Genomic DNA, 12,293 nt, shown 5'->3' with positions numbered 1-12,293 from the left:
TCTTTATTTTCTTGTTATTTCATCCGATATAAGTGAATTGCTATAGCCACACTCGATCCAATTGCTAAAGCGGGACAAAAAGGCCAAATGGTCAGGATGCTGGCAGTAATTCCCAATGCGGTTAAGAAGTCTTGAAAATCTTTGTCTTCCATGATGATTGGTGGACTCCTGATTTATCAGCTAAATCCATCGTGCAACTTGCCAACAATCTCAACCAGAGGAGATCCCGACGATAAGCCGGAACTTAGGTTTTTTGAGTAAAATTCTGGAAAAGCACCATTGTAGGGCTTTCCAGCTTCCAGAAACGATAGATTTTGCGATCGCATCACTGCCTTAACATCGGCAAAAGCGCTATTATCTCCCTTAAGGTCGGTGTAACTTCGGCGATCGGGGTCTTAGGCGGATAACGGCGATGAATAAGCAGCAACGAAATCGGGGACGTATACTGAGCGATCGCGGTTGGGATAAACTGCAAGATACGCTGAGAAAAAAGTTTCATGGTCAGCATACGATAGAAAAGATAGAAGATCTAACTAAGCCTCACAATAATCCAAAGTCTATAAGGACTTTGAGTACCGATACCGTTTCTAAGATATTGCGGAGGGAAGAAGGAGTTGATAAAAGGTCTATCCAGGCATTGTTCGCAGCTTTGGGGTTAACACTGGAGGAAAGCGACCATATTCCTCCGCCTAAAGAGGCTATAACCAAGGAAGATCCGAATTTTGTGGGGCGGGAGGGTGCGATCGCATATCTCCACAACCTAATCCAACAAGGTGCAAAAGCGATCGTCATTCACGGTAAAGGCGGTATCGGCAAAACAACGCTGGCGTGGCAATTCCTCAACACGCAGGGATTCGATAAAATACTCGATCTGCGGATGGCAAAGGAAACTCAAAATATTACCTCTGCCGAAAGTATAATTGAGGAATGGCTGCGGCGATATTTTGATGAAGAACCAGGGCGAGAATTTGGCGTTACCCTGGATAGATTGAGGCAGCATTTGCGAAATCCCAAGCAAAGAATAGGCATATTAATTGATAACCTGGAACCAGCACTAGATGGAAATGGCAGGTGCATCGAAGCGCATCGAAAATATGTAGAATTATTCACTGCTTTAGCCGATCCAGCAGTGCAATCTGTTACCCTAATTACCAGCCGCGAATGCCTGCGCGAATCATCGGTAACAGTTGAGTATTATCGCTTAGAAGGTTTGGATATCGCCGCATGGGAAAAGTTTTTTAATAGCCGCAATATTCAGATAGATACAGAAGTGCTGAATGCCATGCACCAAGCTTATGGGGGAAATGCCAAAGCTATGGACATTTTCCGTGGTGCGATTAAGGAGTTTAACAATAATTTAGTCGCTTATTGGCAAGCAAATAAAGATGATTTGTTGATTGAGAGAGAATTAGAAGGTTTAGTTGTTAGTCAATTTAATCGTTTGCAACAACTGGATTTATCTGCTTATAAACTTCTCTGCCGTTTGGGATGTTATCGATATCAAGATGTTCCAAGAGTTCCGATTGAAGGTTTGTTTTGTTTACTTTGGGATGTGCAAGATAGTCAACATCGACGGGTAATTAAATCGTTGAGAGATAGGTCTTTAGTCGAATTTTGTAATCAAGAATATTGGCTGCATCCAGTGATTCGGGCAGAAGCGGTAAAAAGATTGAGGGAAAGTGAAGATTGGGAGACAGGGAATCGGAAAGCTGCTGAGTTTTGGACGGAGAGTCTGAAGACGGTTGAAAATTTAGAGGATGCACTGAAAGCTTTTGAGGCTTACTATCATTATGTAGAGATTAATGATTATGAGCAAGCTGGGGCTGTGATTGTAAAAGATATAAATAAGAATCAGCTAATTGCTGTAGAAAACCTTGGTACTACTTGTTGGAGGCTGGGTTTATTACAACAAACTATTTTGGCAATAACTCCTATAATCAACCACATTAATGATCCCTACTGCTTGATAAATTTAAATATTATAATGGGCTATTTATATAATTTAATTGGTGAACTTAATAAAGCTATTAAGTATCATCAAGAATCGAGCAGGATAGCCACTGAATATTTAGAATCTAACTCTGAAAATACTTTAGAAACAAAAAAGCGCAAGTATTTTAAAAGTAGAAAGGCAGTTTTTTTAATAAATATAGGTCTTTGTAAAATAGATCTTTGGGAGCTTGAAGAAGCTATGAAACACTTTGAAGAATGTTTATTAATTTCAAAAAATACAGAATTTAATATCTATTCAGCGGACGCTTGTTTTTGCTTGGCGTTCCTGAAGTCTTGCTTGGGTTTTGAACAAGAAGCATATTATTTGGCAGAAAAAGCTTATCAGCAACTTTTAATAACAGAGGTTACCGAATGGACTAAAGGCTATAGCTTACTATTTTTAGGAAAAACTTATAAAAATTTAGAAGAAACTGAAAAGTCTTTTGAGATGTACCGCAGAGCTATTTCATTTGCTAAGGAAATCGGTTACACTCAAGTAAAAGCAAAAGCTCTCTATGGTCTAGCAGAACTTTATCGAGAACAGAGAGATTTTACAACCGCACTTTCTCATCATACAGAATCAATAGAACTCCTAGAAAAAATAGGCGCTAAATGCGACTTAGCCGAAGCTTACTATCAACTTGCCTTAACTTATCAAAAAATGGGTGACACCGAAAAAAGTCAGCCAAATTTTCAACAAGCAATTAAACTCTTCACCGAAATGGAAGCACCCAAGCAAGTTGAGAAAGTGCAACGGGCGATGGAAAATAGGTAAAATCATTAACCGCTGAATCGATAAATATAGGAAACAGCCATGAAAATTACCTACGATTCTGAAGTAGATGTGATGAGAATCATTTTTAACAATTCTCCTATTGAAGAAAGCGACGAAGAAAAGCCTGGATTAATTGTTGATTATGACAAAGAAGGAAATATCGTGGGTTTAGAAATATTAGATGCTTCTAAACGAATGGATAATCCCCGTTTGGTTGAATATTCTATCCCGAAATAAGCCTCTTCTCAGTCAATTGCTTCGCTTACAGCCCGCCTGGGGTTCAAACCCCAGGCTCATAGCGAAAGTCCACTGAAGTGGACTGAAGAAATAACATATATATCCAGTCGGATTTATCCGACTTTTGCTATTAGCCTGCGAATCAATTCGCAGGCGGTTGATTAGATACGACGCAGATTTTTGTGAGGAATTGTTAAATGCGATCGCTTCTTTTTTGTATAGCATATAAAAATGCGATCGCCTCAGTATCCGTAAAGTGCGATCGCATTCACAAACCAACCCCAAAAGGGCAAATTTTCCAACTTAATTAGAAGATTCCTGTTGCGCTGCTTGTCGCACTTCCTCCACAGACAAACCTAACACCTCAGCAATCTTATTTACAGTTAACCCTGTTGCCAGTAATATCGGTACTGTTTTTAACTTACCTCGGCGTTCTCCTTGTTCTAAACCTTGTTGCAAGCCTTCTTGTAAACCTTTTGAGAGCGGCTATATCCAGTTATATCGAAATGCTAAACGAGAAGGTGTCAGCGTGTGACCCTAATTCTAAGACCTCCCCTTCCATACAACATCTTCAACGCGAATTTGTTTGGGCAACAAACCTAACCGGAAAAAAGTATCTGCAATTCTTTGTTGTTCTTCGATCGCTCGATCTTGAATCGGTTGCGCCCCGTAATAATTCATCTTTGTCATTTTCAGCGCTGTTGCTAATTTCATATTGTTTTTTGCAGCAATAATTTTCGCCGCTTCTGACGGATTATTGGTAGCCCAAATTCCTACCTGTCGCATTTCTTCTATGACAATTTTGACAATATCGTAGCTGCTACTAGCAAAAGAGCGAGTGGAAAAATAAAAGTTTGTATTTTTCGTCAACCCCTCACCATTCGCCAGTAACCGAACTGGCATACTGTCTTCTAAAATTGCCAAAAACGGGTTCCAACCTACCCAAACATCTACTTCTCCCCGCCGGAAAGCTTCCTGTCCTTCTGGTGGAGGCAGATAAACTGCTTGTACGTCCTCAAGTGTCAAGCCTGTTCGCAAGAGAGCCTGTATGAGTAGATAGTGACCTGCTGATGCTTTTGTAGCAGTTATTTTTTTACCTTTAAGGTCAGCTAACGTTTTAATTGGCGAATTGTTTCGTACCAAAATACCCATCATTGTGGGAACGGGTTGCTCGTTGGCAACATACACCAGAGGTACACCGCTTGCTTGTGCAAACAAAGGAGGCACTTCTCCAGCCATCCCCATATCAACTTTTCCTTCTGCCATCGCTGCCATAATCGGTGGCCCAGCGGGAAATTCCACCCACTGTACGGAAAGACCCATCGATGCCAAGCGTTTTTCTAAAGTACCTCTGGCTTTGAGCAGAATCGGTGCGCCGTGCGGTTGATGACCGATTCGCACTACTGTTACTTTCCCAATCCCATCGTCTGAAGAAGCGGCACTAGAATTGCTATTCGTACTGGAATTACAACTTCCCAAAGCTAAACTTAAGGCCAAACTACCAGCAAACAGTAATAGAAATATTGTAGTTAAACGAAGTTTAAAGCAATCCGAAATAGACTTTAAAAGATCTGGCAGTAAGAGTTTCTGTAGCTTAAATAACATATAGTTTCACAAATATCTAGGGCATTTAACTGTTAACAGCAGTTCAATGGGCCATCGACGTTAACTGGATGTTTTAACCTATAAACTAAGATAAGGGAGCCGAGACTATTTATGGATAGTCCAAATAGGAAGGATTTTCGAGAACGGATCTTTTCGATCGCCAACCAATTGCGGTACGGTCTTGTATCAATTGCGATCGCCAGTTTAGCAATAACGGGAGGCGCGTTAATCTATCTTAGCTTCCTCAGCGAGGTGGAACAGTCAAGACTGCTACAGCAAGAGCGATCGCACTCCACCGCCAGCGAAATCGGTACTTATCTGAATGACTTACAGCGTCAATTAAATTACCTAGCGGGATTGCGTGGATTGACAGAGTTTTCTGACCAAACTTTAGCCAGTCTACTGGAAGGACTTGTTAATAGCAACAGTGCCTACGAAATCGTTGGTATTATCAACAATCAAGGCAAAGTTGTCCAAGCTATGTCCCCATACAAACCAATATCTCCATCCGATCCCGTTTTGGTCAAGGTTGCTAAATCTCCCCTATTCTCGCAAACGTTTAAGGAAGGAGAAAATTATCTGGATCGCGTAGAAATTGACCCCAAAACAAACTTACCAGTAACTTGGATAGCCGTTCCGATCCGAAATTGGAAAAATCATGTTGATGGAGTATTATTCGCTCGGATAAATCTTAACTTTTTATCTCTGGTTATGTCTCAAATTAATGTAGATAAAAGTGGTTACGTTTATGTTCTTGATGACCGCTTTAATCTCATTGCTAAAAAGGGAAGTACACCCAATACCTTTAAAATAGAAAACCTTTCCCAACGTCCTTTTATCCAGAATATATCAAAACTATCCTCATCAGCAGCAGATATCGAACAATTTTTAATTTACCGGGGATTGAAGGGCAAAGAAGTTTTGGGATCTGCTACCTTGGTACGTCGAGTGCAATGGACTGTGGTAGTAGAATTGCCAACTGCTGAAGTTTACGCTCCGGTTCGTAGAATGGCAATCGTTATGGGCGGATCTCTTTTTCTCGTAACTGTGGTTGTAGTTAGTTTGGGGTTCGCTTTCTCAAGGTCGGTTGTTTTACCCCTGGAACGCCTGACAGATGTCGCTTCTAAAATTAGTGCCGGAAATCTCGATATCAGAGTGGATATTACCGCCCGCAATGAATTGGGAGTCTTGGCTAATACCTTTAACAAAATGGCCGATCAACTGGCTGATTTTTATCGCGATTTGGAACAAAAAGTAGCCGATCGCACCGGAGAGTTGAGCGAAGCAAACCAAGCCTTAGAACGGGAAATTATCGAACGCAAACTAGCAGAAAAAGAACTTCACGAAGCGCTCTATAACCTCAAACAAACGCAAACTCAACTACTGCAAACTGAAAAGATGTCTAGTTTGGGACAATTAGTGGCAGGTGTAGCTCACGAAATCAACAATCCCGTCAATTTCATTCACGGTAATCTTTTTCATATAAATGAATACAGCGAAACATTAATAGAGCTTTTCCAGCTTTATCAAAAGTTTTATCCACATCCCGATCCAGAGATTCAAGAATACGTGGAAACAGCGGATATACAATATATAATTGAGGATTTACCGAAATTGCTATCTTCCATGAGAGTGGGAACCGATCGCATCCGCAATATCGTTTTAACGTTGCGAAATTTCTCTCGGCTGGACGAAGCGGAAATGAAACAAGTGAAAATTGAAGAAGGCATTGAGAGTACGCTGTTAATTTTACAAAGTCGCTTAAAAAGTAAACCGGGATCTCCGGGAATTGAAGTTATGAAAGAGTACGGTGATTTGCCAGATATCGAGTGCTATTCCGGGCAATTGAATCAGGTATTTATGAATATTATCAGTAATGCGATCGACGCTCTGCAAGAAAAAGACAAAAAGCGCTCGCCAGAGGAAATAAAAAACAGTCCCAGTCAGATTACCATCCGTACCGAAGTTATCGATCGCGATTGGGTAACGATTTGTATAAAAGATAACGGCTCTGGGATAACCGATGATGTAAAATCTAAAATATTCGACCCATTTTTTACCACTAAACCAGTCGGTCAAGGCACAGGTTTAGGATTATCCATCTGCTATCAAATTGTTGTGGATAAACACGGCGGAAATTTGAACTGTTTGTCCCAACCCGGTGAAGGGACAGAGTTTTGGATTGATATCCCCATCAAACAGAGCGCCAATCAGGCTAGTGCAGCACGGCAGCAGTAACCCACCAGATCGAAAGTAGTTGAATGTCTGACGCTCAAAAAACTTTTGAATGAGTGACTTTTGACTTACCGCAGTTCGATCGACTACCTACTTGACAAGAGTATGGGGATCTGATAATAATAAGAGTTTGTGAAACTTTACCACTTTTAATAAACCCTTGGCTAACGTAATAGTGATAGGTGCCCAGTGGGGCGATGAAGGAAAAGGAAAAATAACCGATTTACTGAGTAAATCAGCAGATGTAGTTGTACGTTACCAAGGGGGTGTCAATGCCGGACACACCGTTGTGGTGCAAGGGCAGACCTTCAAGCTGCACCTGATTCCCTCTGGTATTCTATATCCCGATACCGAGTGCATCATCGGTTGCGGCACCGTCATCGACCCCCAGGTACTGATTGAAGAACTCGACCAGCTAGAAAAGCTGGGTATCTCAACGCGCAACCTGCTGATTTCCCAAAGCGCCCACGTCACCATGCCATACCACCGCATGATTGACCGGGCATCGGAAGAGAGGCGCGGAAACCACAAAATCGGCACCACAGGTCGCGGTATCGGCCCGACCTATGCCGACAAATCCGAGCGTACCGGCATCCGTATCTTGGATTTAATGGAACCAAATGCCCTCCGCAAACAGCTGCACTGGACAATTAACTACAAAAACGTCATCCTAGAAAAGCTTTACGACTTGCCGGCCCTCGACCCAGAAGAGGTAATCGAGCATTATTTGCAGTATGCAGAGCGTTTGCGACCTCACGTAGTCGATAGCTCCTTAAAAATCTACGATGCCATTAAGCGGCGGCGCAATATTCTGTTTGAAGGGGCACAAGGAACCCTGCTGGATTTGGATCACGGCACGTATCCCTATGTGACTTCCTCCAACCCGGTGGCCGGTGGAGCTTGCGTGGGCACAGGTGTAGGCCCGACCATGATCGATCGCGTCATCGGCGTCGCCAAAGCATACACCACACGAGTGGGAGAAGGGCCATTTCCCACCGAAGTAGACGGCGATGTGGGAGAATTTTTATGCGATCGCGGTGCGGAATTTGGCACCACCACCGGACGCAAACGCCGTTGCGGTTGGTTTGATGCCGTCATCGGTCGCTACGCCGTCCGCATCAACGGAATGGACTGTCTCGCCATCACCAAACTCGACGTACTCGACGAGTTAGACGAAATCAAAGTCTGCGTTGCCTACGAAATCGACGGTCAACGCTGTGAAGACTTTCCCACCAGTTCCCGCATCTTTGCTAATTGCAAACCCATCTACAAAACCTTACCGGGTTGGAAACAATCCACAGCTGATTGTCGGCAATTGGAAGACTTACCCAAACAAGCGCTGGAGTATCTCAAATACCTCGCCGAATTGATGGAAGTCCCCATTGCGATCGTATCTCTGGGAGCCAGCCGCGACCAAACAATTATTGTGGAAGACCCCATCCACGGGCCCAAACGAGCCCTTTTGCACGCTGACGGCACACCTGTGGCTGTCTGAAATTCGATCGCTAATTGCTACAATCGAAAGTCTTGCCATCCAAAATCTCAAATCGCAAATCCGAACATGGAACTCACAGTTGAATGTCAAAAGCGGCCAGAACAAAGCAAACCCAACTCTCTGCGTCGCAACGGTCAAATTCCTGCCGTTTTATACGGTCACAACGGTGCTGAATCAGTTTCTTTGACAGTAAACGCCAAAACCGTTGAGCAACTGCTCAAAAAAGCCTCCATCAACAACACCCTGATTAATCTGAACGTTACCGACCTACCTTGGAGCGGTCAAACTATCCTGCGGGAAGTGCAATCTCATCCCGCTAAAGGACATATCTACCACGTCAGCTTCTTTTCTGTCGCCGCTCACGGTAACATTGAAGTGAAAGTGCCGCTCCATTTTGTCGGCGAACCAAAAGGTGTCAAGCTAAGAGGCGGGATGTTAGACACTGCGATATCATCACTGCAAGTCAAATGTTTGCCCGAAAGCATCCCAGAAAAAATTGAGGTTGATGTCGCCAATTTGGATATTGGCGATGCAATTCACATCAACGAGTTAACTTTACCCCCAGGCGTCGTTGCCGTTGTAGAAACAAATGAAGTAATTGTCTCTGTACTCGCGCAGCAGGGTGGTGCGGAAGGTGCAGAAGCAGCAGCTGTATGAGCCTCGCTCAACTGATGCTATCAGTTTATTTCTGACCGAACCAGGGTTTCGTCCCTGGTTTTTTATTAAAATTTGTCATTAGACATCTCCAAAAATTCTTGTAGAGTAGGCATCCTGCCTGCTTTTTAGATTCTTTTCTAGAGAAGTCTATTTGTCATTTGTTTTGATTGACAATTTACCTTTTCAGCAATTATCAATTATCATGACCGAAACTACTCTCCCTCCTCTCATTCAGCAAATGTTGCAGCCGGAATTTTATCCTCATCCGGTCACAGAACCAATTAAGCTAATTCAAACGCACGTTTCTTATGTATTGCTTACGGGCGACTATGCCTACAAACTCAAAAAACCAGTTAATTTTGGCTTTTTGAACTTTTCTACTTTAGAACTAAGACAACATTTTTGTAATGAAGAGTTTCGGATGAATAAGCGGGGCGCACCCGAAATTTATCTGGAAGTTTTGCCTATCACTGAGGCAGGCGATCGCTTTCAACTCGGCGGTGCTGGCGAAGCGGTAGAATATACGCTGAAAATGCGCCAATTTCCGCAAGATACTTTATTCCTCAGTTTATTTGAAGCTGGTAAATTAGCTGAGGAAACTATGGCAGATTTGGGACGAATTGTGGCAGATTTCCACGCCCAAACGCCAACGAATGAGTACATTCGCACCTTTGGAGAAGTCGATCGAATTCGACAAGCGATCGACGAAAATTACGACCAAACTGCCAAATATATCGGCGGGCCGCAAACTCAGTCTCAGTATGAGGAAACCAAACACTTTACAGATACTTTCTTTGCATCTCGATTAGAACTATTTGCCAGTCGGATTCAAAATAATTTTATTCGCGAATGTCACGGCGATTTACACCTAAGAAATATCTGTTTGTGGAATGACAAAATTCTGCTATTTGACTGTATTGAATTTAACGAACCTTTCCGCTTTGTCGATGTAATGTACGATGTCGCGTTTGCCGTGATGGATTTGGAAGCAAGGCAACGTCCCGACTTCGGTAATGCCTTTTTGAACACCTATGTGGAAGAAACTGGCGATTGGGAAGGTTTGCAAGTTTTGCCTTTGTACCTAAGCCGTCAAGCTTATGTGCGAGCGAAAGTAACTTCATTTTTGTTGGACGATCCGGGTATTCCCACTGATGAGAAAGAAAAAGCTCTAGAAACAGCATCTCACTACTATAAAATGGCGTGGGAATACACAAAACCGCGCCAAGGTAAATTAATTTTAACGTCCGGTGTATCCGGATCTGGGAAAAGTACGGTGGCGCGACAGTTGGCTCGCAAAATAGGCGCAATTCACCTTCGTTCCGATGCAGTGCGGAAACATTTGGCTGGTGTACCGTTGCGCGATCGCGGCGGCGATGAGTTGTACACTTCAGAAATGACTCACAAAACTTACGGGCGTCTGTTGGAACTGGGAATTATGCTGGCAAGCCAAGGCTTTACCGTAATTTTAGATGCCAAGTACGACCGCGTGGCGTTGCGGAAAGAGGCGATCGAGCGGGCCCAAGCGCACAATCTGCCTCTGCAAATTTTATACTGTACAGCACCAGAGGAAGTATTGCGCGATCGCCTCTCATCCCGTACCGGCGATGTTTCTGACGCTACCGCTAACCTGCTCAGCAGTCAACTAGCCGCTAGCGAAGCATTCACAGACGCCGAACAAGCTTTTGTCAAAACATTAGACACCACCCAAGACTTAGAATCACAATTGAATTCCCTAATCAGTCAATAGCTCATTGTTCATTGCTCAATTTTTCTTGATGCGATAAATTGCCAGCAGAAACACTAATGAGCAATGACCGATGATTATCTCTGAGGGCATTTCCACAGGACTGAAAGCAGCTTTGTTCTTTTTTTTGGGTTTTTTGTTGCTCGGACAGTCACCAGCTTTAAGTTTCCTTTTGGCAATCCTGGGTGGACTATCTGCTGGCTGGATAGCGGCTGGGTGGAAAAACACAGAAACGCCCAGCCTTCCCCAGCAAACGACTCCGGAATCTGCAAAAGAAGGAAACCCTAAGCCAACTAAGACTAATTTAAGGCGCAAAAAAATCAACAAGCGCCACCAACCTCGTCCTAGCTGGTTCTTTTGGAAAAACCCACGCAGAAGTTCCAGACTGTAAATTTAAAATGACAAATGTAATTTCAATCTCAAATCTGAAATCTCAAATCTGAAATCTCAAATCCCGTAATTGCAGATGTTCCTATTTTTATCGAAGCTACTCCCTATTTTCATCTACCCGTTAGGGCTAGCCTGCGGACTGATAATCGTCGCTTTGGTGATGTTGTGGAAACGGCCAAAATGGGCAGGCGTACCGATATTTCTCGCACTCTTCGTGTTGCTGTTGGCAAGCAATACCTGGGTAGCTCGTGGATTAGTACGATCGCTCGAAGGACAGTATATCCCAACGGTCGAACTGCCGTCAGCACCTGCGATCGTCGTTTTGGGAGGTGGTATTCTGCCGAAAAAGCCGCCCCGACCTTGGGTAGAAGTAGCTCAAGAAGGCGATCGCATCCTCTACGGTGCTAAGTTATATCGAGAGGGTAAAGCGCCGATCCTGATTCTCAGCGGCGGTCGCATCGATTGGAAAAACGGCGGGCCACCAGAATCCCAAGATATGGCAGAAATTGCAGAGACAATGGGCGTTCCCAAGTCAGCTATTTTACAAGATCCCACATCCCTCAACACCCACGAAAATGCCGTGAATGTCCGCAAAATCTTGGCAGCTAAAAATATCGAACCCCGTGTCCTCCTAGTTACCTCTGCTTTCCATATGCCGAGATCTCTCGCCATCTTCAAACGTCAGGGAATCGAAGCTATCCCAGCTCCGACTGACTTTCTCGTTGTACAAGAAGACCTCAAGGAGGAAAGCACTTGGCAAGCCACGCTGCTGAATCTCCTGCCGGACAGCACCAGACTGGGAGACACAACCCGCGCTCTCAAAGAATACATTGGTATAGGGATTTATCGTCTCCGAGGTTGGCTCTAGGGGATGCAAGGATTTTGGATTTTGGATTTTAGATTTTGGATTGAAGTTTAATCTGAAATCTGCAATCTCAATTTGCAATTCTTATATCCCGACGCTTTTCCCCTCTTCCCTTTTTGTGTTTTGACTTTTGACTTTTGACTTTCTAGCCCTCAGTCCCTCAGACTCATGTCAGAAGAATTAAGACGAATTATCCCACTGCCGCCGGTGGCAGGCGATGAAATCTTTGCTGCCTACCAAGCGACCAGCGAGTTTTACCAAGAAGTTCGGTATCGTGAAGAATTTGAGCGTTACTGTC

At 43.7% G+C, this 12,293-nt stretch carries 11 protein-coding genes; 8 read left to right on the top strand and 3 right to left on the bottom strand.

Annotated features, from left to right (window positions below; genetic code table 11):
• Nucleotides 1-14 precede the first annotated feature (14 nt).
• Nucleotides 15-152 (bottom strand): hypothetical protein, encoded by a 138-nt coding sequence (locus H6S82_RS04935; protein WP_190473718.1) that lies wholly within the window; start codon nucleotides 150-152, stop codon nucleotides 15-17.
• 260 nt (nucleotides 153-412) lie between these two features.
• Here H6S82_RS04935 and H6S82_RS04930 point away from each other — a divergent pair, with 260 nt between their 5' ends.
• Both H6S82_RS04930 and H6S82_RS04925 read left to right on the top strand, forming a co-directional pair.
• Nucleotides 413-2,767, top strand: coding sequence for a tetratricopeptide repeat protein (locus H6S82_RS04930; protein WP_190473716.1), 2,355 nt, complete (start codon nucleotides 413-415; stop codon nucleotides 2,765-2,767).
• A 39-nt stretch (nucleotides 2,768-2,806) separates the two neighbouring features.
• Nucleotides 2,807-3,004, top strand: a complete 198-nt coding sequence (locus tag H6S82_RS04925) for a DUF2283 domain-containing protein (RefSeq protein ID WP_190473714.1) — start codon at nucleotides 2,807-2,809, stop codon at nucleotides 3,002-3,004.
• Nucleotides 3,005-3,307: 303 nt separating this feature from the next.
• Here H6S82_RS04925 and H6S82_RS04920 read toward each other — a convergent pair whose 3' ends face one another.
• Nucleotides 3,308-3,463 (bottom strand): hypothetical protein, encoded by a 156-nt coding sequence (locus H6S82_RS04920; protein ID WP_190467810.1) that lies wholly within the window; start codon nucleotides 3,461-3,463, stop codon nucleotides 3,308-3,310.
• Nucleotides 3,464-3,547: 84 nt separating this feature from the next.
• Nucleotides 3,548-4,501 (bottom strand): sulfonate ABC transporter substrate-binding protein, encoded by a 954-nt coding sequence (locus H6S82_RS04915; protein ID WP_242056828.1) that lies wholly within the window; start codon nucleotides 4,499-4,501, stop codon nucleotides 3,548-3,550.
• Nucleotides 4,502-4,720: 219 nt separating this feature from the next.
• On the opposite strand from H6S82_RS04915, the gene H6S82_RS04910 reads away from it, so the two are divergent.
• The 6 genes from H6S82_RS04910 to H6S82_RS04885 all read left to right on the top strand — a co-directional run bounded on the left by H6S82_RS04910 (nucleotide 4,721) and on the right by H6S82_RS04885 (nucleotide 11,998).
• Nucleotides 4,721-6,847, top strand: coding sequence for an ATP-binding protein (locus tag H6S82_RS04910; protein WP_190467815.1), 2,127 nt, complete (start codon nucleotides 4,721-4,723; stop codon nucleotides 6,845-6,847).
• 157 nt (nucleotides 6,848-7,004) lie between these two features.
• A complete protein-coding gene (locus tag H6S82_RS04905; RefSeq protein WP_190467818.1) occupies nucleotides 7,005-8,339 on the top strand; it encodes an adenylosuccinate synthase in 1,335 nt (444 codons plus the stop codon).
• Between the two features lie 66 nt (nucleotides 8,340-8,405).
• A complete protein-coding gene (locus H6S82_RS04900) occupies nucleotides 8,406-8,996 on the top strand; it encodes a 50S ribosomal protein L25/general stress protein Ctc (protein WP_190467822.1) in 591 nt (196 codons plus the stop codon).
• A gap of 151 nt (nucleotides 8,997-9,147) precedes the next feature.
• Complete coding sequence (locus tag H6S82_RS04895) at nucleotides 9,148-10,743, top strand: AAA family ATPase (protein ID WP_347339462.1); 1,596 nt, start codon at nucleotides 9,148-9,150, stop codon at nucleotides 10,741-10,743.
• 70 nt (nucleotides 10,744-10,813) lie between these two features.
• Nucleotides 10,814-11,131, top strand: a complete 318-nt coding sequence (locus H6S82_RS04890; RefSeq protein ID WP_190467825.1) for a hypothetical protein — start codon at nucleotides 10,814-10,816, stop codon at nucleotides 11,129-11,131.
• A 75-nt stretch (nucleotides 11,132-11,206) separates the two neighbouring features.
• A complete protein-coding gene (locus H6S82_RS04885) occupies nucleotides 11,207-11,998 on the top strand; it encodes a YdcF family protein (protein WP_190467828.1) in 792 nt (263 codons plus the stop codon).
• Nucleotides 11,999-12,293: the final 295 nt, after the last annotated feature.

It is taken from the genome of Planktothrix sp. FACHB-1355 (genome assembly GCF_014748295.1).
In the GTDB taxonomy this organism is placed as follows: Bacteria; Cyanobacteriota; Cyanobacteriia; order Cyanobacteriales; family Aerosakkonemataceae; genus Aerosakkonema; species Aerosakkonema funiforme_A.
The sequence above is the reverse complement of the archived record's forward strand: the minus strand, read 5'-3'. Positions and strand labels throughout refer to the sequence as shown.

Coding starts and splice junctions, on each gene's coding strand:
- H6S82_RS04930 (WP_190473716.1), top strand. CDS start 413: ATGAATAAGCAGCAACGAAATCGGGGACGTATACTGAGCGATCGCGGT.
- H6S82_RS04890 (WP_190467825.1), top strand. CDS start 10,814: ATGATTATCTCTGAGGGCATTTCCACAGGACTGAAAGCAGCTTTGTTC.
- H6S82_RS04910 (WP_190467815.1), top strand. CDS start 4,721: ATGGATAGTCCAAATAGGAAGGATTTTCGAGAACGGATCTTTTCGATC.
- H6S82_RS04885 (WP_190467828.1), top strand. CDS start 11,207: ATGTTCCTATTTTTATCGAAGCTACTCCCTATTTTCATCTACCCGTTA.
- H6S82_RS04925 (WP_190473714.1), top strand. CDS start 2,807: ATGAAAATTACCTACGATTCTGAAGTAGATGTGATGAGAATCATTTTT.
- H6S82_RS04900 (WP_190467822.1), top strand. CDS start 8,406: ATGGAACTCACAGTTGAATGTCAAAAGCGGCCAGAACAAAGCAAACCC.
- H6S82_RS04935 (WP_190473718.1), bottom strand. CDS start 152: ATGGAAGACAAAGATTTTCAAGACTTCTTAACCGCATTGGGAATTACT.